General features: G+C 57.1%; 23 protein-coding genes. 19 read left to right on the top strand and 4 right to left on the bottom strand.

Annotated elements, in window-relative coordinates; genetic code table 11:
* Nucleotides 1-4: 4 nt before the first annotated feature.
* Nucleotides 5-874 (bottom strand): D-hexose-6-phosphate mutarotase, encoded by an 870-nt coding sequence (locus FEM03_RS11425; RefSeq protein ID WP_166442798.1) that lies wholly within the window; start codon nucleotides 872-874, stop codon nucleotides 5-7.
* 101 nt (nucleotides 875-975) lie between these two features.
* Between FEM03_RS11425 and FEM03_RS11420 the strand changes: the two genes are divergently transcribed.
* Nucleotides 976-1,986 carry a bile acid:sodium symporter family protein gene (locus FEM03_RS11420; protein WP_166442797.1) on the top strand — a complete coding sequence of 337 codons (1,011 nt, stop codon included), beginning with the start codon at nucleotides 976-978 and terminating at the stop codon, nucleotides 1,984-1,986.
* A 34-nt stretch (nucleotides 1,987-2,020) separates the two neighbouring features.
* Here FEM03_RS11420 and FEM03_RS11415 read toward each other — a convergent pair whose 3' ends face one another.
* A complete protein-coding gene (locus FEM03_RS11415; RefSeq protein ID WP_138086380.1) occupies nucleotides 2,021-2,395 on the bottom strand; it encodes a hypothetical protein in 375 nt (124 codons plus the stop codon).
* 246 nt (nucleotides 2,396-2,641) lie between these two features.
* Here FEM03_RS11415 and FEM03_RS11410 point away from each other — a divergent pair, with 246 nt between their 5' ends.
* Nucleotides 2,642-3,160: a PH domain-containing protein gene (locus FEM03_RS11410; protein WP_206170972.1), complete on the top strand. Its 519-nt coding sequence runs from the start codon at nucleotides 2,642-2,644 to the stop codon at nucleotides 3,158-3,160.
* Nucleotides 3,161-3,251: 91 nt separating this feature from the next.
* Here FEM03_RS11410 and FEM03_RS11405 read toward each other — a convergent pair whose 3' ends face one another.
* Nucleotides 3,252-4,043 carry a class I fructose-bisphosphate aldolase gene (locus tag FEM03_RS11405; RefSeq protein WP_166442795.1) on the bottom strand — a complete coding sequence of 264 codons (792 nt, stop codon included), beginning with the start codon at nucleotides 4,041-4,043 and terminating at the stop codon, nucleotides 3,252-3,254.
* A 46-nt stretch (nucleotides 4,044-4,089) separates the two neighbouring features.
* A complete protein-coding gene (locus tag FEM03_RS11400; protein WP_138086377.1) occupies nucleotides 4,090-5,853 on the bottom strand; it encodes an SGNH/GDSL hydrolase family protein in 1,764 nt (587 codons plus the stop codon).
* A 161-nt stretch (nucleotides 5,854-6,014) separates the two neighbouring features.
* On the opposite strand from FEM03_RS11400, the gene FEM03_RS11395 reads away from it, so the two are divergent.
* From FEM03_RS11395 to FEM03_RS11315, 17 genes are all read left to right on the top strand, one after another.
* Entirely contained in the window at nucleotides 6,015-6,563 is a 549-nt protein-coding gene (locus FEM03_RS11395; RefSeq protein ID WP_138086376.1) for a hypothetical protein, read from the top strand.
* 124 nt (nucleotides 6,564-6,687) lie between these two features.
* A complete protein-coding gene (gene nusG / locus FEM03_RS11390) occupies nucleotides 6,688-7,230 on the top strand; it encodes a transcription termination/antitermination protein NusG (protein ID WP_138086375.1) in 543 nt (180 codons plus the stop codon).
* 278 nt (nucleotides 7,231-7,508) lie between these two features.
* Complete coding sequence (locus FEM03_RS11385; protein ID WP_343162110.1) at nucleotides 7,509-8,615, top strand: 3-deoxy-7-phosphoheptulonate synthase; 1,107 nt, start codon at nucleotides 7,509-7,511, stop codon at nucleotides 8,613-8,615.
* Between the two features lie 22 nt (nucleotides 8,616-8,637).
* Nucleotides 8,638-9,624 carry a bifunctional heptose 7-phosphate kinase/heptose 1-phosphate adenyltransferase gene (locus FEM03_RS11380; RefSeq protein WP_206170971.1) on the top strand — a complete coding sequence of 329 codons (987 nt, stop codon included), beginning with the start codon at nucleotides 8,638-8,640 and terminating at the stop codon, nucleotides 9,622-9,624.
* Nucleotides 9,625-9,661: 37 nt separating this feature from the next.
* Entirely contained in the window at nucleotides 9,662-10,441 is a 780-nt protein-coding gene (locus FEM03_RS11375; RefSeq protein WP_138086374.1) for an FkbM family methyltransferase, read from the top strand.
* A gap of 54 nt (nucleotides 10,442-10,495) precedes the next feature.
* A complete protein-coding gene (locus tag FEM03_RS11370; protein ID WP_138086373.1) occupies nucleotides 10,496-11,371 on the top strand; it encodes an FkbM family methyltransferase in 876 nt (291 codons plus the stop codon).
* 43 nt (nucleotides 11,372-11,414) lie between these two features.
* Nucleotides 11,415-11,996, top strand: a complete 582-nt coding sequence (locus FEM03_RS11365) for a D-sedoheptulose-7-phosphate isomerase (protein ID WP_138086372.1) — start codon at nucleotides 11,415-11,417, stop codon at nucleotides 11,994-11,996.
* A gap of 52 nt (nucleotides 11,997-12,048) precedes the next feature.
* Nucleotides 12,049-12,819, top strand: coding sequence for a TylF/MycF/NovP-related O-methyltransferase (locus FEM03_RS11360; RefSeq protein WP_138086371.1), 771 nt, complete (start codon nucleotides 12,049-12,051; stop codon nucleotides 12,817-12,819).
* Between the two features lie 42 nt (nucleotides 12,820-12,861).
* Nucleotides 12,862-14,262, top strand: coding sequence for a lipopolysaccharide biosynthesis protein (locus FEM03_RS11355; protein ID WP_138086370.1), 1,401 nt, complete (start codon nucleotides 12,862-12,864; stop codon nucleotides 14,260-14,262).
* 32 nt (nucleotides 14,263-14,294) lie between these two features.
* On the top strand, nucleotides 14,295-15,053 hold the full coding sequence (locus FEM03_RS11350; RefSeq protein WP_166442794.1) for a class I SAM-dependent methyltransferase: 759 nt from the start codon (nucleotides 14,295-14,297) through the stop codon (nucleotides 15,051-15,053).
* Nucleotides 14,990-16,330, top strand: a complete 1,341-nt coding sequence (locus tag FEM03_RS11345; RefSeq protein WP_138086368.1) for a glycosyltransferase — start codon at nucleotides 14,990-14,992, stop codon at nucleotides 16,328-16,330. The genes FEM03_RS11350 and FEM03_RS11345 overlap by 64 nt, the downstream gene beginning before the upstream one ends.
* 44 nt (nucleotides 16,331-16,374) lie before the next feature.
* A complete protein-coding gene (locus tag FEM03_RS11340; RefSeq protein WP_138086367.1) occupies nucleotides 16,375-17,493 on the top strand; it encodes a glycosyltransferase family 9 protein in 1,119 nt (372 codons plus the stop codon).
* A gap of 55 nt (nucleotides 17,494-17,548) precedes the next feature.
* Nucleotides 17,549-18,382, top strand: a complete 834-nt coding sequence (locus tag FEM03_RS11335) for an FkbM family methyltransferase (protein ID WP_138086366.1) — start codon at nucleotides 17,549-17,551, stop codon at nucleotides 18,380-18,382.
* A gap of 116 nt (nucleotides 18,383-18,498) precedes the next feature.
* A complete protein-coding gene (locus FEM03_RS11330) occupies nucleotides 18,499-20,061 on the top strand; it encodes a hypothetical protein (RefSeq protein WP_166442793.1) in 1,563 nt (520 codons plus the stop codon).
* Between the two features lie 11 nt (nucleotides 20,062-20,072).
* Nucleotides 20,073-21,200 carry a glycosyltransferase gene (locus FEM03_RS11325; RefSeq protein WP_138086364.1) on the top strand — a complete coding sequence of 376 codons (1,128 nt, stop codon included), beginning with the start codon at nucleotides 20,073-20,075 and terminating at the stop codon, nucleotides 21,198-21,200.
* Nucleotides 21,201-21,224: 24 nt separating this feature from the next.
* Nucleotides 21,225-21,950 carry a methyltransferase domain-containing protein gene (locus tag FEM03_RS11320; protein WP_138086363.1) on the top strand — a complete coding sequence of 242 codons (726 nt, stop codon included), beginning with the start codon at nucleotides 21,225-21,227 and terminating at the stop codon, nucleotides 21,948-21,950.
* Nucleotides 21,951-21,992: 42 nt separating this feature from the next.
* Complete coding sequence (locus FEM03_RS11315; protein WP_138086362.1) at nucleotides 21,993-23,036, top strand: glycosyltransferase family 9 protein; 1,044 nt, start codon at nucleotides 21,993-21,995, stop codon at nucleotides 23,034-23,036.
* Nucleotides 23,037-23,045 lie beyond the last annotated feature (9 nt).

Here is a 23,045-nt window from a genome sequence, read left to right as displayed (position 1 = left end):
TTTTCTATTCGGCTGACACCGCGATCACCGTCTCAATCACATGCCTTCCACCCGGCGGCACCACCACCAGGGCAGGACCTGCATTGGCCGCCTCCACACATACAAAATGCCGATACCCATCATCCGGCAGATCGCTCAACTCCCCCGCTTTCTCCGCCCACGGATTCCACACTGTCGTCGTCCCACTGCCCGACTTCGAAATCTCAATGACCCGCGCCCACGCCGCATCATGCACCGTCACCGTCTCCGCACACTCATACTGTCGGTCCACCTCGCCCTCAAACTTCAACTCCCCCACCTGTTTCCTCATCATGGGCTCACCTACCGTGTCCAGAAAATTCTTCCCTGCCAAACCACGCACCTCGACTTCGCGCACCTCCCCCACCGCCAGATAGGCATGCAACGCCTCACCAATCGTAAACTCCGTCTCGCCCACGTTCCGCGTCTCCAATTTCACCCGCAAAACCTGTCCCACTTCGATCACCACCCGCAGCTCAAACACGAAATCCCACAGCCGTCTCGTCTCATCATCGCTCGCCAAATCAAACACCATCCTCACCCCCTCATCGCAAGCCTCCATCTCCGCCAGATGCCAGAACCTCGTCCGCGCAAAACCATGTGATGGCTTCGAAGCATCCGTCGGATGTGCATTGAACCATGGCCAGCACAACGGCACTCCTCCACGAATCGCCTTGCCCTCCTTCAACACCGCATCAGGACTCAAATAAATTACCGGCTTCTCCCCCTCCGGCGTCCATTCCATCACCTGCGCCCCGTGCAATGCCACCTTTGCTCTCATGGTGGGGTGATCGATCACATAAACGGGATACCCTGGCACCGGTTCGGTTGCTTTCACGCATTCAGGAAGCTTCATAAAGAAAACAACACAACACTTGCGCACCCCGCCACCATTTGCAATCAAACACCACACCCGGCGCACCACCACCAAGCTGTGCATCTCATCCAGCTTCCACCTTGAAAAATCCTTCACCCAACTCCTCCTGGCTGCGCACCAACGGATTCCTCATCGGTCTCTTCATTGCCGTCATTCTTGCCTTCATCGTGCCCGGCCCCGGTTCACGCCACGGCATCCTCCAACCAGAACTCCTCAACAACGTCGGCATCGCTCTGATCCTTTTCCTCCAAGGCCTATCGCTTGCCGTAGAAAAGATCAAATCCGGTGCCGCCAACTGGCGGCTGCACCTCATCATCCAAGGCTACACCTTTGTCATCTTTCCTCTCGTGGGCCTGTTGTTTCATTTCATCGTCCCCATGATCTGGACCACTGAACCCGCCGCCATCAAGGACGGCTTCCTCTATCTCTGCGTGCTTCCCTCGACGATCTCCACCTCGGTGGTATTGACCGCCGTCGCCCGCGGCAATACCGCCGGCGCCCTTTTCAACGCCGCGCTCTCCAACATCGCCGGCGTCATTCTCACCCCCGTCCTTGTGCATCTGCTCATGCAACGCAGCGGAGTCGCTGCTGACACCTCCACGCCCTTCGGGCCACTGCTGCTAAAGATCACTCTACTTACCCTGCTGCCATTCGCTGTTGGCATGCTGATCCGACCCCGCATAAAGGGTTTCGTTGATGCCAACAAAGCATGGGTCACCCGAATCTCCAATGCCGTCATTTTATTCATCGTTTACACCGCCTTCTGCGACTCCGTCGAACAGGACATCTGGCATCGTTATGGCCCGCTGCTGACGGTGCAAACGATCGCCGTTGTCATCGCTCTTTTCACGCTCATATCCCTGCTGGTTCATCTCTCCAGTCGTGCCCTCAAGCTCAACCGCGAAGACCACATCGCCGCCTACTTCTGCTCCGTGAAGAAGACCCTCGCCATGGGCGTCCCTCTTGCCATGCTCATCTTCGGCGATCGGGCCGACCTGTCACTCATTCTGCTGCCCATCATGTTCTATCATCCGTTGCAACTCTTCGTCAACGGACTGCTCGCCAATCGCTGGGCCAAAGCCGGGCTGTGATGAGTCGTCCCGTTCGTTGGGACGGAGATGCGAATTACTTCACCTTCACCAGTTTGAAGGTGCCCTGCCCATCCCTGGCGGCGCGACGCCATTGGAAAATCACCTTGATGCCACCGTCCTCGGTGATTTCATAAATGTGGAAACCCACGGCGTTCTCGCGAGCCCCGCCTTTGGTGAACTCATTGCCCGCAACCGGCGGAAAGTCGTTGAAGCGAAACACTCCTTTGTAGTCGTCCTGATGTTTGTCGTAGTAGACCGTCGACACCCAGTCGTTGGTGGTGACGGTGTATTTGTCGTCCCCCACCTTTTTGATCGTGTAAAGCCGGTCCGCCGCCTTTCCGTCCGCCCCAGATCGATAAACACCTTCGAACTCGCCCGCCTGCAGGCAGGCGGCAAAGGCAAAAAACATAACGGCCAGAAAACGGAGAAACTGTGGGCGTTGAGGTGAAGCGATTGAGTTCATGGGTTTGGACGAAGATCTGAATAGAGAAGAATAATCCGAGAAGCAGATTCCATGCCCTCGACAGAAATTGGCTCAAGGGAGTTCGCTCAAGCCAGTTCAAGGATCGGGACGATCCTTCTACTTTCCGCAAGAATGCTGGCGGGGAAAGAATTCGGCGGTATGTTGGGGCGCACCGATTTACTCTTTATCTCCATGGACAACATCGCACCTACCCTCAATCAACCCGAGGAAACCAAGCTTTGGCAGGGGCACTCCTCGCAGTGGATCCATCTGTGGTTTTACGTTCTTTGCTTTATCGTAGCCATTGGCATCGTGGTTGCCGCCGTTTTTACGGGCGGTCTTGCCGCAATCGGACTGATCATTCCCGCCGTCGCGGCAGCCATTCGCTGGTGGGTCACCAAAACCACCTCCTATGAACTGACCACCCAACGGTTGCGTCGCTCCACCGGGATTCTGACCCGCACCTTCGACGACCTGGAACTGTTTCGTGTGAAGGACTATTCCATCGAACAACCTCTGTTCCTGCGCATGGTCGGATTGGGAAATTTGCACCTGGTCACCTCGGACGCCAGCACCCCCAACGTCAGCATCAAGGCGGTTCCCGACATCATGGCGTTGCTCGAATTGGTCCGCACCGCGGTTCAACGTGAACGCGACCGCAAACGCGTCCGCGAACTGGATGTCGATGGCGGCGCAAGCGAACTGCTGTAACCGCACCGCAGACTGGCGGTCTCCAGCTAGAAAAAACCTCATCACCGGAAGACTCCGACGATGAGGTTCAAAGTGTCGGTTGGAATGTGATTTAGAACGGCTCCTTCATCAACATCAGCGCCTCTTCCACCTTGGCACCCTCGTGAACGATCGCCGAAAGGCTGCGTGCAATGGCCATGGGATTCGGATGCTGCCAGACATTGCGTCCAATCGCAATCCCAGCCGCACCGGCTTTCATCGCGTCGGAAACCATGGAAAGCAGATCGAGATCATTGCCCATCGGAGCACCGCCAAGCACGATCACCGGCACAAAACAACTGTCCACGATCGCCTTAAAATCATCCACCGTGCCATTGGTCGGATAAGCGGTTTTCACCACATCCGCGCCCATCTCGGCGGCCAGACGCACGGCGAATCCGATGTTTTCCACCGTGTAATGCTTCGACTGCCCGAGGCCGACTGGGAGCGTTTCCAAAATCACCGGAATGTCCACATCGAGGCTTTCGCTGATGAGATCCGCACAATTCTGCGTGATCGCCTCTTCGTTTTCACCGCCAGGGAAAAGCATGTTCATCACGCCCGTTGCACCAACCATTTCGGCTTCGCTGCAACCATACACATTGATGCTGCCCGCGCCCTTGCCGGTCAGACGGGTGTTGTAAACATCGGTGCGCAAACAGATGCCCTTGCCGGTGAGAAGGTCTCCGCAACGCAGCGCAAGTCCCAGGTTCACCACAAAACCATCCACATAAGGATTGACGTCTTCGATCAGCTGAAATGGGTTTTCCAGGCCGGGCACGGGCACGGCAACCCCGTGGTCGATGGGAAGAATGACGGTTTTGCCGTCGCGGAAGAAGGATTCGAGATTGTCTTGTCTGCTCATGGAGTTTGGGACAGTTGCGTGCATTTCTGCGGATGTAAAGCGGCGATCACTTTGCATGGCGGGCAATAAAATTCACAATGGGCGCACTGTCCTGCAATCCGTGCGGGTGGTGTTTCCCCCCTGCTTTGGCGATCAGTTCGATGGTTCCGCCGAGTTTCCGGTAACGTTCAGCCAGCAGCAAGGTGTTCTCCTCTGCGGGCACCACCTCATCTGCATCGCCAAATACATGCAACAACGGCACCTTGTTTTTCGCCAGCGGCGCCAGCGCATCCACCGGATTCCCTTTGTAGGCAAGCGCCTCCGCCTCGTCTTTGAAATTCCACAATTTCAGCACCAGCGCCCAGTTGCGTGGATCGCCCGGACCTTCGCCTTTGCCACCAGGCCAGCTTTTGAAATCACACACCGGCGCATCCGCATAGATGCACGAAACCTTGCCCGGATTGGCAATGGCCCAGTTGTAACAATACAATCCACCCCGACTCAATCCTACCAGCGCGGGCTTTTTGCTGAACCGGTATTGTTTGGTCAAATGTTGATAAAATTCCGTCCAAGTTTTCACCGTCGCAGGACAACCAAGCGTGTCGTTCATCTTCAAAAACACGATGTGAAACCCCTTGCCCAAAAGCGCCGCATCGGGATCGGGTTTGTGTCCGAAAAACTCCCCATGCCAGACCCACGGTTTGCCCGCCGCCGCCTCCTTCGGCGCAACAATCGTCGCGGTGATGCCCTGCCAGTCAAAATCATACCGGTCATACCCCTGCCAGACGCTGCGCGTGCCAGGAAACAATCCGGGTTTGGCGGTTGTCCCCGCTTTCTCCTCCATCGCGGGTTTACCGACCTCTTCCTTTTTCGTGAATCCTCCACTCGATTCCAAAAGCGCGACAAGAGATTTGCTGATCTCCTCCGCCTTCGTCTTCGCCTCCTCCAACGGCAGTCCTTTGGCAACGCCCGGACGCTTGTGTCCACAGGCTTCCAACCACGCCGACTTCAACACTTTTTGGCGATCCCCCACCAGCTTGTAGAGAGCCGCCAGCCTGCCCTGAGGCTCCACCAAATCTTCCAAAACCCAGTCGTGTTTGACGTCCCAGGCATCCAGAATTGCCTGGCTGATGATCCAATGCCCTTCCTTGGTGGGATGCACCCCATCGGTGGCGAAAGTGAACTCCGCGTTGGCTTTCCGTTGCTCAGCGAGGGCGGCGTTCATCGGACCATGCACATCAATCACCTTCCAGCCTGCCGATCGTCTGCCCACCAGCCATTCGCTGTAACGATCCAACACCCGGTTGTAGCCCTCAAACGGGCGCGGATAAGCATTCAAGCCTGCCGGCATCACCTTGTCCTTGATCGGCAAAGGATCAAAAACCGGCGGGGTGAGATGGATCACGTCAGCCGCCGCCGCTTTTGCCTTCGACCGCAATTGCTCAATGCCCGTCGTGAACCGGTCAAACCGTGTCTGTTTCAGCGGAAAATAGATCCCATCGTTCATGCCGTAGCAGGCGAGAACCAAGTCCGGTTTGGTTTTGTCCAACACCCGTTGCAGACGCTCATGCAAGCCGGGTCGGGGAAATTTCCCGGCAGCATGCCCCGGCTCCGACAATCCGGAAACCGTCTCGCTGCTCAGTCCCAAATTCAGGAACTCGTAACGTTTCGCTGTCTGAACCATAAGGATCGTTTCCAGATACTCCAGATACTGCCCCGAGGCAGTGATGCTGTCTCCCAACACGACGATGCGATCAGCCTCGGGAGGTGCCGCGGTCAATTCCAGGCAGCCCAATAAACACCAAAGAGGCAAAAAACGCAGCTTCATCATGATTGCATCAAGGCCGAAAGTGTCCCGGGATGCAAGCCCTCAAATTCACACTTCAGCTAAACTGTCATCACCAAAACATCATGAAGTAATAAGAAAAACCCACCATTCAGCGTTCTATTTACTCCGTTATGCTTGCCCGCCTTTTATTTTTCTCCATTGCCTTGACCCTGCCCACGGCCAACGCCCAGAATCTGCCCGCCGACCTCGCTTCCAAATATCCCGGATTGCGTGTCACCGTCAAAATCGGCACCAAGCGTGATCAGGTCGAAGACAGTTTTTACCGCAAAACCATGACCATCACCCCCTCGGTCGGGATCGAAGGTTCCTCCACCCGACCCATGCCCGCTGCCAGCATGACGATGCTGGTCATCACGATGGATACCGAAGAAAAATACCGCCATCGTCGCGAAGCTTATGTCGTCTGGTCCAAGGAAACCGTCGCCGTTCCGGCAGTTGAGGTCGGGACGCGTCGGGATTTTGCATTCAAATCCTCCCAAGTCACCTTCGACGCCTATCGCGACGCCAGCAATGTCGGGGGCATGGTTTACAAATATTATGTCTTTGGTTTGCGGGATGAAGCGACCAACGAACTGATCTATTTCGAAACCAACCACTCCAAGCTCGCCGCCCTGGTGCGACGCAGTCCCGAAAAACGTGAAGAATTTCTGAAATTGGCAGCGAAGGGAGAGTTTCCAGCGGACATCAAGTAGGCCCCGCACTCAGTCCTTTCTCGTTCGGTTGCAATCCCATCCAACGACGCGGGAGCGCCAACCATGGCTTGCAATCCGGCACGTCCTGCCCGAAGCTAGAGACGAGTCCCGCTCATCCCCACACATGTCCGATCCTACTCAACCGCAATGGTATTGCATTCATACAAAGCCAAAATGCGAGCATCTGGCCGCCGCTGCCCTCAGTCAATTTGACGAGGTGGAAACCTACTGCCCACGTCTGCGCTTTCAACGCAGCACGCCCCGCGGAAAGGTTTGGTTCATAGAGGCCCTTTTTCCCAGCTACTTTTTCGCGCGATTCGTCTACGCCGAGAGCTACCGGGCGGTTCGCCATGCGCACAACGTCATCCGCATCGTCGATTTCGGCGGCAAAACGGTCAGCATTCCCGATCAGGTCATTGCCGATCTGCGCGTTGAAATGCTCGACCAGGAAGTCCGCGAAATTCACCAGGGCGTGCAGGTTGGCGACACCGTCGAAGTGGCCGAAGGGCCCATGCGCGGACTCAAGGGCATCGTGGAGAGCATTGCCAATGGAGCGGACCGCGTGCGTGTGCTCCTCGAGTTTCTTGGACGCTCCAACATCATTGAGGTGCCTGCTTCCAAAGTGCTCAGTGATCGTGCGGTGCGTGACATGATGACCACGCGTTAATCCGCCCTCTCCTTCGGGAAACCTCCTGGCTGTTTCGCTCTCCGTAGAGAATCTGCACCAAAAACCCGTGCAAGACACTTTGACAGAAGGGTAACTATACCTTTCAGGTGTTACTTTAGTCACCAGTCCTGCCCGCCTGTGACCAAATCCCCCCTCCCTCCCACGATTGCGGTGCCTCCCCCCCTGGCGACCGATGGCGGCAGCTTTTCTCCGTTATAAATTTGACCAACTCGACGCTCAAAATCGACTTCCTGCTTGCGTCAACGACTGCTCTGCGGATGCTGCGTATCCCCACCGACCAGACCGAACTATTCAACATGAGTGATAAACACCGCACCGACGACCTGCGCATTGAAGACATCCGCGATCTTGTTTCACCAGGAGTGCTGATGGACGAAATTGCGCTCGGTGAAGCCGAACAGGATCTTGTCACACGCTCACGCCAGGCAGCCGAAGAAATTCTGATTGGCAAAGCCGACCGCCTCCTGGTCGTTGCCGGGCCCTGCTCCATCCACGACGCCGAATCCGCACTCGAATACGCCGACAAACTCAAAATCGCCCGTGATCGTTACGCGGATGATCTCGAAATCGTCATGCGCGTCTATTTTGAAAAACCGCGCACGACCGTCGGCTGGAAAGGTTTTATCAACGACCCGCGTCTGGACGAGAGTTTCGACATCAATACCGGCCTTCGCGAAGCCCGCAGCCTGCTCACCCGCATCGCCAAACTCGGCGTTCCCGCAGGCACCGAATTTCTCGATGTCATCACGCCGCAATACATCGCCGACATCGTCGCCTGGGGTGCCATCGGAGCCCGCACGACGGAAAGCCAGGTGCATCGTCAGCTCGCTTCCGGCTTGTCCATGCCGGTCGGATTCAAAAACGGCACCGACGGGAACATCCAGATCGCTCTAGATGCCATCGCCGCCGCCCAAGGCTCACATGTCTTCCTTTCGGTCACCAAAAGCGGCCACGCCGCCATCGTGAAAACGCGCGGCAACGAGGCCTGCCACGTCATCCTGCGCGGCGGCAAGGCATCACCCAACTACGATGCGGCTTCCGTCGCCAACGCCGTCGCCCAGCTTCAAGCCCGGGGACTTCCTCCTCATTTGATGGTCGATTGCAGCCATGGCAACAGCCTCAAGGACTTCAACCGCCAGCCCCTGGTAGCGCGTGACATCGCCCAGCAAATCGCATCGGGCGGACGTGGCATCACCGGCGTGATGATTGAAAGTCATTTGAAGGCCGGTCGTCAAGAAATCCAACCTGGCGAAAAACCTGCTTATGGTTTGAGCATCACCGACGCATGCGTCTCCTGGGAAACCACCGAAGGCGTCCTCGAAGAACTTGCTGCCGCGGTTCGCACCCGTCGCGCCAAAGCCTGATATAGATTTGATCTGATTTCCTGTGACTTCCGCCGATCTCGACCGCTTCCGCCAGTGCCGCATCCTTGTCATCGGCGATGTCATGCTCGACCGTTTTGTGCGCGGCAACGTGCGCAGGATTTCTCCCGAAGCGCCCGTGCCGGTCGTTGAAGTGGTTGAGGAAACTTTGAATCCTGGCGGCGCGGCCAACGTGGCGTGCAATCTCGCCCGCTTCACTCCGCTGGTGTCGCTCATGGGTCGTGTGGGCAAGGACAGTCAGTCCGCCGATTTGAGTTTTCTCCTCGAAGCAGACGGCGTTGCCACCAGCACCCTGCTCATCAGTGACTCCATCCCCACCATTTCCAAAGCCCGCATCGTGGCGCGTCAGCAGCAGATCGTGCGGGTGGACCGCGAGAAGCTGGTGTGGCTCACCGATGAAGAGATCAGCGAAGTGAGTCATCGACTTGGTTCCATCATCAACGAACTGGATGCCATCATCATCGAAGACTACGGCAAAGGTTTTGTCACCGAAGCGCTCGTCAACGCCGTGACCGCCATCGCCGCTGAGCACAAGGTTCTCATCACAGTGGACCCTTCCCCGCGCAATCCCTTGAATTGGTCGGGTGTCGATCTGGTGAAACCGAACCGCCTGGAAGCTTTTGCCGCAGCCGGACTTGAAGATCACCATTTTGACGTCTCACCGGGCGAAAACAGCGAACTGCTCGAAGTCGGCCGCATCCTGCTTGAAAAATGGCAGGTGCCGCAGGTTCTTGTCACCCTGGGTGAACAAGGCATGATGTTGTTCCGACGCGATCAAGCTCCGCATTGCATCCCCACCTGCGCCCAGGAGGTCTATGATGTCTCGGGTGCTGGAGACACTGCCATCGCCATCCTCACCCTTGCCCTCGCCGCGGGCAAAAGCTCCGAGGAAGCCGCCGACATCGCCAACCAAGCCAGCGGCATCGTTGTCGGCAAACTGGGAACCGCCTGTGTGAGTCCCGAAGAGTTGTTGGCAGCCTACGCCAGCTGACTGACTCAAATCACCCTTAGTTCCTCCAACCCCCACGATGAGTTCGATCCGCCCCTACTTTCGAGATCTGGTCACCACCTTCCCAGCCGCGCTGATCCAGAGCTGGAAACAGGAACGTTGGAATGGCGTCAGGCTCGCCCTTGGCATTTACGTTTTCAAAAGCGTCGGGAACGGAATCTCCACCCGCCTCTGTCAGATCGAAAACCTGGCGGAAGCCACCAATTATCTCGACAACTTCATCGGCCACGAGCTGCGTCATCTTCCGGTTGAACAAGCCTTGAGCGACGGCGGCAATGTCGTCGAACTCGGCGTCAACATCGGCATCACCGCCCGCTGGTGGCTTTCGCTGAGCCCAAAAATCCACACCACCGGAGTGGACATGATGGAGGAGGCCATCGCTTACACCACCGCCAAAATCACCGCCCTCAATCAACAGGATCGCTGGACTGGCATCGTTGCCGCCGTCGGCAACGAGCGCGGGGAATTAAACGTCAGCTTTGACGATCCTCTCGAAGGCACCAACAGCATTGGAGCCACCTCCGGCCAGCAGCAACGTTCCGTTCGAATGGAGAGACTCGATGATCTCTGCCCGGATGTGCAGTCCATCACCCTCCTCAAGGTTGACATCGAAGGCGCAGGAGGCATTGCCCTTGAGGGAGCCCCGCGCATCCTTTCACACACTCGCTGGGTCGTCTTCGAAATCCATGGGGATGAAGAAACTCGACGAGCCTCGGCCGCACTGATCAAGGCAGGATTTGTTCTCGATCATTTTTTTGGCCGCACCATGTGGTGGGAACGGAAAACGCCCACTGCCTGAATCTGATCTCATCCCTGTTTCCCGCTGGGGAATCAGCGACCCTCTCCATCCATCATGGGATTGTTCCGCCTCTTCAAAAATTTCAAGCACATCGCCGCCAATCCCGGCTGCTCCACGGCTCGATCACTCATCCGGCACAGTCTGTGGCACATGGTCAAACGCGCTGCGCCCCTTCCTCTAAAGGTGCGGCTCACGGAACGGTCGGAACTTTCCATCAACCATCGTGCCGAGATGAACGGCTGCGTCGCCCTCGCGTGGAGCCAGAGGCTTTACGACTACCACAACATGAGCTTCCTGCTCGATGTGACGGGTCATTCAACTTTCTGCCGAACCGGACTCGATATCGGTGCCAACATCGGCATCTACTCCCTGCTCATGAGTGAATCGCGGGAAGTGCAGATGCATGCCTTCGAACCTCATCCAGCCACGTTTCAAGCATTGCAGAAAATCCTCGATTACAACCATCGACCCAACGTCAAAGCTTGGAACTTTGCCTTGTCCGACAAGGATGGCTCGGTGTCCTTCAGCAATGCCGACTTCAATCCCACCAACCGCATCGTCTCCGAAGCCGGGAAGGGACAAACCACCACTGAAGTCATGGCCTTGCGTGGCGACGACTGGTGCCAGCGGGAGAACGTCCAACCGGACATCATCAAGATCGACACCGAAGGTCATGAAGCCATCGTCCTGCAGGGACTCGCCGATGCACTCCGAACCACCAAACTGGTGCTCGTCGAGGAAAACGTATCGCTCGATGGCACCTTGCTGAGCCCCGAAGCCGGCATCTTCGATGGCCCATGGTATGTTGACTTTCCGCAACGAAAATTTGTCACCAGAAAACACGCGCCAGAAGACGCGGTCTATCTCAACAAAAATGCCCACTCTGAGCTCAACGCCCTTGGCTACTCTCTGCCAAAGGTCTCCTGCTGATACCATCCAGATGGGGCGGCTGCTTCCTAATTCCTAAATTTTCATGACTTCCTACCAAAACCTCATCTCCGCCCACCTCGCAGAACATCTGGCGACGGTGCAAGCACTGAGTTCCGCCACCCCCTTGATCGAATCCCTCGGTCAGAAGATCATCGACTGCCTCAAAGCCGGCAACAAGGTGCTCTTCTTCGGCAATGGTGGCAGCGCCGCAGATGCCCAGCACCTGGCAGCCGAACTGGTGGTCCGCTTTCGCAAAAATCGGCGGGCCCTGCCATCCATGGCGCTGACCACCGACACCTCCATTCTGACCGCCTGTGGAAACGATTTCGGCTTTGAAGAAGTTTACGCACGTCAGGTCGAAGCCCTCGCCCAGCCAGGCGACGTCGCCATCGGCATTTCTACCTCGGGTCAAAGTCCCAATGTCATCAAGGGCCTGCAAGCCGCCAAGGCCCGCCAGTGTTTCACCATCGCCTTCACCGCTGAAGCAGGTGGACCATGCGCCGAACTGGCAGACCTGGCCTTTCGCGCCCCCTCCCCCGTCACTGCCCGCGCCCAGGAATGTCACCTCCTCGTTGGGCACATTTTGTGCGACATGGTGGAAGCCTGGCTGACCCAGGAGAACTGATCATTCATGGCCGGTCTCAGGCCGTCACCCCCTTTCAACTTCACCAACCTCCATGAAAAAACTCGTCAAGACAGCGCTTCAGAGCATCGGCCTCGATCTGGTTCGCCATGAGCCCACGCAATTGCGCTCCCAGCTGGAAAACTACCCTGAACTGAGCCAACAGGAGAAAGAAATTCTGTTGTCGGTTCAACCCTACACCATGACCACGGTGGAACGAATGACCTCCTTGCTGCAGGCCGTCACCTATGTGTCCAAAAACCAAATTCCTGGCGACATCGTCGAGTGCGGAGTTTGGCGCGGTGGCAGCATGATGATTATCGCCAAGGTGCTGCTGGCAAACAACGACGTCAGCCGGACCCTTTATCTATTCGACACCTTCGAAGGCATGTCCGAGCCCACGGATGATGACTTCAGTGTCGATGGTCGCCCGGCTGCGGTCCAACTCAAAGAGGAACCCAAAGGCACAGGCGTCTGGTGCGAAGCCAGCATCGAAGACGTCCGCGCCAACATGATTTCCACCGGATACCCCGAAGACAAAATCCTCCTCATCAAGGGCAAGGTCGAGGACACCATTCCCAACACCATTCCAAAACACGTGGCCCTGCTGAGACTGGACACCGATTGGTATGAATCCACCCGGCATGAGCTGCAGCACCTCTTTCCTCTACTGGATTCCAAGGGCATTCTGATTCTCGACGACTACGGTCACTGGCAGGGCGCAAGAAAAGCCGTCGACGAATATTTTCAGGCCACCGGCGATCCGGTTTATCTCCACCGGGTTGACTACTCTGCCCGCATCCTCGTGCGCAATGGCCAGGGATGACCAGCCTGGCTTCCATTGCCATGGCGGCCTTCATTTCCCTTCATGAATCAACTCTTCCACCGACTCCGCGCCGTGCTGGCATTGTTGGTGGGAAACAAGGATCCCGAACACAGCCATGGGCAACGTCGGGCACGCCAGATTGGTCGCGGCTTTCTGGGATCCGCAGCTCAAAAGACCACGGGACTGCTGGTCAGCGTGCTCTCCGTTCCCCTCGCCATCGAGCATTTGGGAGATGAGCGATATGGATTGTGGATGGCCATCACCTCGCTGTTGAGCTGGCTCGCACTTTCCGATTTAGGGTTGAGCTACAGTCTCTCCCTGTCCGTGGCCACTGCCTATGGCCGCGACGACCAAAAGGCGGCACAACAATCGGTCTCCTCAGCGTTTTACGCCCTGTCCTTTGTCGCCCTGGCGCTGGGAGCGGTATTCCTGTTGGTGGCACCATGGATTCCCTGGAACAGCCTGTTCAATGTGGTCGAACCACTGACAAAGTCCGAATTGGTGCCGGCCTTGATGGTCGCCTTCATCCTCTTTGTCATCAACTTTCCGCTGTCGATTCCGTCTCGCGTATTGTCCGCCTACCAGGAGTTCGCGACCGTCAACGCCTTCGGAATCGCCATCAATTTGCTCACTCTTGCCGCTCTGGTGATCGCCTGCTGGCTTCAAGCCGGCCTTCCGGTGCTGATTGGCTGTTTCTCCGGAGCATCGGTCATCGTAGGAATTGTTCTCGCCGTCTGGCTGTTTCAAAAACACAAACCCTGGCTCGCCCCCCGCTGGAAAGCATTTGACCTTCGGCATGCCACCGATTTGATCCGCAAAGGTCTTTGGTTTTTTGCGAACAGCATCACCTGGGCGATGGTTTCCCAAATTGGCACCTTGATCATTGTGCATGAACTGGGGGCCGCGAGTGTCACTCCCTACAGCGTCGCACAGAGGCTGTTCTCCTACTCTCTTCTGCTTCAATCAATGGTGGGCGGCCTGCTTTCTTTGACTTACACCGAGGCACTCGCGAAAGGGGATCATCCATGGATCTTGAAGACCCTAGGACGTCATTTCTGGTTGAGCTGCGCCGCCTCTGCCGTTCTTTGCGCCGGCCTGTATTTGGCCGCCCCCTCAATCATCAGCGTTTGGGCAGGCCCTGAAGCAGTGCCCTCGAATGGGGTATTGATCTGGATGGCCCTGTGGAATTTTCTTCTCGGATTGACCACACCCTTCGCCACCCTGCTGTTCGGATTGGGCCGCATCAAAATGATGACCATCTACAGCGCCGTCACGGCTGTTTTGAATTTGGTTCTGGCCCTGTTTTGGGTGAAAACCTACGGCATGGTCGGTGTGGTCGCCGCCAGCACGGTCGCCATCGCCGTGATCAATCTCCCTGCCTGCATCATTGACGTCAGGCACTGGCTAAAACACATCCCCAAGACAACATCGCAAGCGTCTTGATGGCAAAAATCCTCCCAGCCATTCCTTCATCCATGCCCCAAATTCGCCGAACCCACTACCATCCCAGCCTGGCCTCCAGTGACTATTTCATGGTGAAACACGTGGGCGACTTCGTCCTGACGAAGCTATCGGAATGCATCAAACCTGACATGGAAGTGCTCGATGTTGGCTGTGGGGAACAGCCCTTGCGGGCGACGATTGAATCCCTGGGCGGGCGTTACCAAAGCACCGACATCGAGCAGAATCATGCCGGCACGGTAGATCATCTTTGCCCCATCATTAGCCTTCCTCTGCCGACCGATTCGGTCGACCTGATCCTGTGCAGCGAAGTCATGGAGCACGTCCCGGAAACCGAGGAAGCCATTGCCGAGATGACCCGGGTGCTGAAGCCGGGTGGATTGCTCATCCTGACCACTCCCTTCAACTATCTTCTGCATGAGCAGCCCTACGATTTTGTTCGACTGACTCCCCACCAGCTGAAACGCTGTGCCGGGCTGTCCGGACTGGAAATCCTCGAAATCAAGCAGGCTGGCAATGCCTTGGAAGTCTTCGTTTCGATGTTCTCCTACGCCAGCGCCTGGTTCTTCAACGCCACGACCAACCGACCACTGCGCTGGCTCTACTCGAAGGCGATGCAAGGGGGGCAGGCATTGGCAAACATCGCCACCTGCGCCGTCAGACCAGCCATCGGTCGGTTCCTGCTCACCACCGCCTATCTCAGCAATCAATGCGTGATGCGCAAGAAAACCCCATCACCGATCCTCCCTTCCAGCACCGCTTCCGACTCATGAAAGTGCTGCACCTCGTTTTGCGAGATGACGGAGGCGTTGGCCGTGCCGCCATTCGCAATCATCATGCGTTGCGTGACATCGGTGTTGACTCGGTGGTTGCCCTCGGCACAGGCACGGAATCACCGCCTGAGCACATTTTCTCCATGCAGCATCCCGCGCAGCGATGGTGGATGCAATGGGCTCCCGCCCTGCATCGACGAGCCCTTCGCGTGCGCTATGGATCGGCAGCGATTCATCTGCGCACCTCACGGGTTCCCGGACTGATCGCCTCCACCATTCGCCGCCATAATCCCGATGTGATTCAACTTCATGGCGTCTTCGACGGATTGGTCTCCGCCAGACAAGTAGCCTCCTTCCCCGTGCCTGTCGTCTGGACGCTTCATGACATGCTTCCTTTCTCACCCGGATATCACTATCGCGGGGACATGATGGATTTACCAAAAGAACACGGACCCCTGTTTGACGATCACTGGCCCGCAGCGACCAAGCGTTTGGCCACCCGCATTTTCCAACACAAGCTGTCCTGCCTGGGAACGCCCAAAGGAGCCGTTACCGCCCCGTCGGCCTGGCTTGCCGATGAGGCCCGGGAGAGTGAAATTTTTCGAAACTGGGAAGTCTCACACATACATCACGCCTTCCCCAAGGAAAGTTGGCCGGCTGCCGATCCAGTCTCCGCGAAAGCCGCATTCAGGCTGGCTCATGATTCTCGTTGCCTGCTCTTCGGTGCCGAGGGTGCCAGTGCCCCACGCAAAGGCGCGGATCTTTTTCTGCAAGCACTACGGAGGCTTTCTGCCTCGCTCGATCCATCCATCACCTCGAAGATCGTTTTGCTGGTCTTTGGAGCATCCGAAGGAATGGACTGGCAGGCCGGAGATATTCAAATCCGCCACCTTGGCCGCATCAATGACACCTCCGTCCTCGCTCAGGCTTACAGTGCCGCCGACGTTTTCGTCTGTCCTTCACGGGAAGACAATTCACCCAACACCGTGGTTGAAGCACTGGCATGCGGCACACCCACCATCGCGTTTCATCAGGGTGGTCTGCCTGACCTGATCGAAGATGGCAGGAATGGGTTTCTGGTGCCTCCCTACGACATCGAAGCGATGGCCAAGGCACTCGAGCGGGCCATCCATCATCCTTCATTCCTCCCCCGCTCCGAGATTCAATCAAACATTTTTGCCTTGTCCGATCCGGCCTCCAGGGCGGCCGACTATCAGCGCATCTATCAACAAGTCATTGCTAGTCCACGAGCCCAAGCTCTACAAACGCGGTCGTAAAACATCAGCCGGACTTGTTTCAAACTCTGCTCAAAAAAAATCGGATGAAACCCGCATCGCAAATCTTCATCGTGCGCAACGGCGCCCTTGGCGATCTTGTGCAAATGACGCCGCTGCTTCAGCAGATTCGTGCCGATCTTCCTGCGAGCAAAATCACTCTGTTCAGCAGTCCCAACGCGACGTCGCTTTTCGAAGGCGCCCCCTTCATTGATGATCTCGTGACTTTGCCAGCGGCATGGTCCAGTCTCGACTCCGGTTCGCGCCGCATGTGGCTGGTTTGGTGGAAGGTTTCACGACATGGCAAGCCTGACATGTTGCTTTCACTGGAATCCGGACTCAAACGCAACCTCGGCATGTTGTTGTGCCGAGCGGGCAGAAAAGGCGGACTGCTGATGGAAGGTCCCAAACCCTGGCATCCTTTTACTCATCCTTTGGTGGTGAAACGCGATCAGCGCCAGGTGCAGGAGCACACGTCACAGCAATACCTGCAGCTGTGGGAAAAAGTCTCCGGCTTTGCGGATCGGGGTTTGGGATACAACATGGAGCACCTCGTCCGCCCTCAATCATCAGGGTCAGACTCAGAGCCACCTCGTCGCCATATCTGTCTGGCACCCGGTGCCGGGAATGCCTGGTTGGAAATGCGCACCAAACGCTGGCCGGCAGCCTCCTACGTTGAACTGGGTTCGCGTTTACTGAATCTCGGATGGAACGTCATCTATCTTGGCGGCGAACACGATCTTGATGGCTTCGATGTTCCCGATGGAGCACGAAATTTGTTGGGTAAAACCTCGATCTCCGAAGCAGCCCGGTGGCTGCATGGCGCTGGTGCCATGATGGGCAATGACTCCGGCCTGCTCCATCTCGCCATCAGCGTGGGTTGTCCGGTGGTCGCCGCATTTGGCCCTACTTCGGAGGTTTTCACCGGCCCCTTTCGCGCCCGTTCGAGCACCGTCTTGAGAAGTCCCATGAGCTGCGCCCCTTGCTACCGATTGGAGTGCCTTCCACCACCGGAAGTGCTGAGCTTGGGCCATGACAAACCATGCTGCCTTCACGCCATCAGTCCCGACCGAGCGTTGAACGCGCTGATCCAGGCCGCAGAAGCTCCGAGCAACTCGTCATCACTGGCACGCTCCCTGCCGTCTGATCCTCAAACCGGAGCCTGACCATGGCGAAATTCATCCAACCACCTACTCCCAACCACCTACAGACATCACCATCATGCTAAACTCCCTCAAAACTTACTACCGACTCAAGCGCAGCGATTTCCTGAGCCAGCTTCGACTCAAAATCCTCGGTCCGAATGTCACTGGATTGATGATCAAAAGTCAAAACGGCACCATCGTGGTCGACCCAGAAGATGTCGGAGTGGGATGGGAACTGGCGAAAAACGGCGTCTACGGCCAGGACCTTCTCGACGCCCTGCTTCCGCTCATCGGCCCAGAAAGCAAGGTTTTGGTCGCCGGTGCCCACGTCGGCTCGCTGGCCATCCCACTCGCGAAGGTCGCGGCAGAAGTCACCGCGTTTGAGGCCAATCCCAACACTTACCGCTATCTCGAACTGAACCGTCAGCTCAACCAGAGCAACAACCTCACCCTGATCCCCCTCGCCTTGGGAAGCAGTTCGGGCACCTTGCAATTTCTTCTCAGCCGGGTCAATTCCGGGGGGTCCAAGCGCCTGCCAAAACAGGCTCACATCGCCTATTACAGTGATAAACCAGAAGTCGTCGACGTCGCCATGACGGCAGCCGACGAAACCCTTCCCGACGCAACCTTTGATCTGATCATCATGGACATTGAAGGCAGTGAAGCAGACGCCTTGAAAGGCATGCCGAACCTGCTGAGCCGCGCGAAATATCTCTTCATCGAATACCTTCCCCACCACCTGGATCTGGTGGCCGGAGTGACGGATGAAGAATTTGTCGCCCTGTTGAGCCCGCATTTTTTCACTGCCAAACATCATGGCAGCGACCTCACCGGACAATCCCCCAATCTGCTGCCCTTCTTCAAATCCCTTCGCGAATTGGGCGGCGGCGATGTGCTGATGACGAAATGAACCGGATGCCCTCTTCAGTTTGGCGCTGGCGGCAACGGTGAAAATCGGTTACCTTCCATCTGCTTCGCGATCTCGCCGCCAGCATCCCCCCCTCGGATTCACTCCCACCCGCAGAAATGAATCAACAATCCCCACTGACCATCCTTTTTGTTGTGGTCACTCTGTTGGCCGGATTGCTCGTGACGCTTTCCGTGCTGACCGGGGGCGGCAACGAGATTGGTCATCTCTGCAAGTTCATGCTGGTCGCCGTGGCGGTGTTCGGCCTGATCAACCCGCGCAATGGCATCTATTTGCTGCTCTTCATCTGCGCCTACATCGACACCCTCAAACGCCTCATGGTGGTCTCGGGCCGGGTGTCGCAGTTGGACCTCTACTACGTCCTCGGCATCCCCCCCACCCTGCTGTCGGCCTGTGCGGCCAGTGTCATCATCTCCATTGCCGTCGGTAAACTTGAACTTCGAGGCCGGCAGTGGACCCTGCTTTTTGTCGCGGCAGGATTCATGGGAATCAATGCCGGGATGAGCTACGTCGGCGGCAACCGATCCCTCGGCGGACTGCTCCCCGTCGTCGCCAATGGCGGATTGTATGCCCTGCTGTTGTTCCTGATCCCCGTTCTGTTTCAAGAACGCGAGGACATCGAACGCCTCATCAAACGGACCATCTGGATCTTTGTGCCCGTGGCCATCTACGGGGTGTTCCAGAAAATTTTCGGCTACCAGCAGTTCGAAATCGACTACCTGTTGACCGGCATCTCCATCGAGATCAAGCAGCTGGTGGGTGATGATCTCCGACCATTTTCCACGCTGAACTCCAACACCGCCCTGACCACCGTCTGCGGCTTTCTGGCCGCAGTGTCGTTCACAGCCATGTTCATCAGAAGAAGCGATCAACGCCGCCCTTTGATCATTCCGGCACTGGCCCTTCCCCTCAGTGTGATCTTCTTCGCGGGTATTGTCGCCTCCACCGGCCGCTCGGGCTTTGCGGTCGGCTTTTTCACCTTGCTGGGATGCTGGTGTTTCAAATCACGCAAAGCCACTCTGAGCATGTATGTGGGAATCGTCACCCTCTTCATATTCCTTGTCGTCTTTTCGAGACAACTCATTGATATGATTGGCCCCTTGCAGTTGCAGATCAACAGCGTGGTAGGCGATGGAAGGTTCGCCGAACAATTGACGCGAATTGGCACCTACACGGACCGCCTGGCTGGCTACTACAATCTGATGTCCAACCCCGCCATCTGGACGCTTTTCGGCCACGACAACGACGCATGGCAGGACAATTCCTTGTATTCACACGACGTGCTCACCGGCGCATTGGTCAAGCATGGCGTGGTCCCGGTCTTTCTGATCAGTTTGATGGCCGCCTTCTGTCTCCTCCAATTGCACCGAACCATTCTCCGTATCACTGACCGGTCCCTCCTCGCCATCGCCGCAGCAATGACTGCCATCATGCTTTCCAGTTTGCTGGCATCGCTTTTGTTTGGAAGCGTGATGGGCGTATTCCCCATCAACGTCCTCATCTTCACGGCGGGAGGTATCCTGATGCTCGCACGACAACTGCATGACCAACAATCCGTCCCTTCTGCGGAAGAATTGTTCGTCTCCGAAACCGTCCCACCAGATCCCGTCCGCAAAGTCCGCATTCCCTTCCGACGTTCAGGAAAAATTGAATCCGTCTGAACCCCCGCCCCATGCCCAAGCCAGTCATTTCCATCGTCACCAAAGCGCGCGCGACCTATTTCAAACCTCTCTACGAAGCGTTTGCCAAAGCTCAACCCGCCCCATGGCGGACCGCGATGTTATGGCCCGAACATTATCGCAATGAACATCCCGACGAACTCGTCGTGCCCCAAGGCGACAATTTTGATGTCATCCCCGTGCGCACCGGGGGCAGCTCAAACTCGGCCACTTCCACACGCTTTTTGCCCTCCAGGGACGCAATCGCCAAACTCGCCCAATGCGCCCCGAGCGCCATGTTGATCCACGAGTTCCCACTGTTCTCTGTTCAGGCACTTGTCTATGCAAAGTGGCATCGGGTGCCCGTCGCCGTCTCCTCAGAAGTGGGCAAAAGCAACGCCCATCTGTTCTCGGCATCGACCCGATTGTGGCACTCTTTCTGGGGGAAATGGGTGGACGGCATTGCCGCTTTTTCCCCATCAGGCCTCGCGCCATTGAGTGGTCGAACCATTCCGATGACCACCACCTTCCATGCCATCGACAGCCGCAGTTACCTGCCGGTGGAACGTCAGGATACCACCGGTTCCCCGCTGGTGTTCGCCTATCTTGGACAACTGATCCATCGCAAAGGGCTCGACCTCTGGCTGGAAGCCGCCCGCGTGCTTCGCGACTCCGGTTTCACCCACTTCAAACTTCGCATCATCGGCGGCGGGGATGAAACATGGCTGCGCTCACACATCACCCGCACCGGAATGGACGACCACGTCGAAATTACCGGATTCAAAAGCGGTGAATCGCTGCGAACCGCCCTCGGCACCTCCGACGTGTTTGTCCTCCCCACCCGCCACGACAACTATGCCGCCGTGGTCCACGAAGCCGCCTGCCTCGGCCTTCCTTTGCTCGTCAGCCAATTTGCGGGTGCCGCATCCGTGTTGGTCAAGAACGATCTTAACGGTTACATCATCGATCCGTCCGACCCCCAATCTTTTGCTGCAAGGATGCATGACTTCAGCTCTCCCGAAAAACGAAACGCCATGGGTCGCGCCTCGCGCCAGATCGGCGAATCCATGAGTGCCCATGTTCAAGGTGCCAACTTATGGAACTGGTTCGACCAAACCTTTCATCTCACTTCTCCAGCTTAACTCCTCCTCTCCTACCCCGCCCCCATGCCCCGATTCCTTCACATTGCCGCATCACGATTCGAACGCCTGTCTCCCGCCGCTACCAAGATCTTTTGCACCAAAGACTGGACCCACCTCGGCGAAGGCCCCATCAACTGGTCGAACGAAATCCGCGAGCAGTTTCAGTTCGGTCAATATCGCAACGGACTGCGTCTCCTCCTCGCCTCCATCTACCGGAACCATCGTCCGCGCTACGACGCCGGAACCCTCAAGAAGATGTATGATTCCTGCGAGTTCCGCGAATTCTTCTTCAAGGCCGGGGACAGACTCGACTTCGCCGACAATGAGCTCAGCTTCATCGTCAGCGAGCATTTTTTCGAACACCTGTTTCTTGATGATGCCATCGCCCTGCTGCGTGAATGCCAGCGCATCCTCAAACCCGGTGGCGTCATCCGCACCTGCGTTCCCGATGCCGACCTGCGCACCTACGAACCCCCCGAGGCACCAGCCTATCCGTCCCCGCGTGTCCCGTGGACCCACCATCAAAAACATCGCAGCCGATGGAGCATCTACAGCTTTAGTGAGGCGCTCAACCTCACCGGTTTTCAACCCCGTGGAGTCATTTATTGCGACAAGGATTGCAACTTCATCCAGGACCTTCCTGCCCCTCCGACTTCCGAATATCCCCTGCTGGAATCTCATCCCCTGGTGGCAACCACCGAGTATTTCCGGCGTCTCCCCTCCCTGGTGGTGGATGGCATCAAGCGCTGAGTGACTCGCCAGTTCTGCCAACCCGACCGCCGTTTAATCCACATGCCTCCTCAATCGGTCGTCGTCTTCAAGGTCAACCAGATCGGCGACGCCATTTGTTTCCTTCCGGTCCTGCAAAAGCTTCTCGCCAGCAAGGGCGTCGGTTCGATCCATTTGTGGACCACCCCTGCTGCCGCCCCGATCCTGGCTTGCGATCCCTCAATTCAAGTCCACACGCTCCCGCTGCCGGCCTTTAACGGCGCATGGAAAAACCCGCTGAGGTTTTTCCAGATCGTCAAAACGACCACCCATGCCAGGCCTGATGCCTGTTTGCTCGACTGGGATCAAGGCAATGTGGCCCACCTCGCCGCTGCGATGTCAGGTGCCACCCACGTCATCGGTGGCACCAATCCGAACGTCCGGTTAAACGGTCGTCTCCGTTACCGGTCCGTTCCCCAACCCGACACTCGCACGCCCCAGTGGTGTTGGGACATTGGCCGATTGTTCGCAGATGTCGTGTTGAAGGAGCCATGGGAAGCAACGCCGCCCATGCCGGATCTGTCGCACCTTACCGGCCCGACCCACTCGATCTGCCGAACCCCGCATTCTCCCGTCCTCATTCACCCGGGAGCCAGTCGCGAATATCAACGCTGGCCGATCGGTCGCTACCTGGAGCTGGCTTCGCTGCTCGTCAAATCCCATCCCGTCACCATGGTCCAACCCAGGGAGTTGCCCCCCATCGAAGTCCCGCTGGGCGTCTCGATGATTGCACCCACGACTTTGGCCCAGCTTGCAACTGCCATCGCGTCTTCCAGCCTGTTCATCGGCAACAATTCCGGGCCCATGAACTTCGCCATCGCCCTCGGAATTCCCAGCGTGGTCCCCTGGGGTCCAACCGCCCCCAATTGGGCGGCGCAGTGGCATCCCGAAAGACATCTCTCACTGATCCGCAAGGAACTGCCATGCATCGGCTGCGACACCCGGAACAAGGACTCGCAATGTCACAACGACCAGGAACTTCATGCCTGCATGCGCCGCTGGCAGACCCACGAGATGCTGACCGAGTGTCTCCGCTGGCATGACCAGTGGTCGACGATTCCCCAATGACCATTTGTC

It is taken from the genome of Phragmitibacter flavus (assembly GCF_005780165.1).
Classification (GTDB): Bacteria; Verrucomicrobiota; Verrucomicrobiia; order Verrucomicrobiales; family Verrucomicrobiaceae; genus Phragmitibacter; species Phragmitibacter flavus.
Note: the sequence above shows the minus strand (reverse complement) of the source record. Positions and strands in the feature narration are given on the sequence as shown.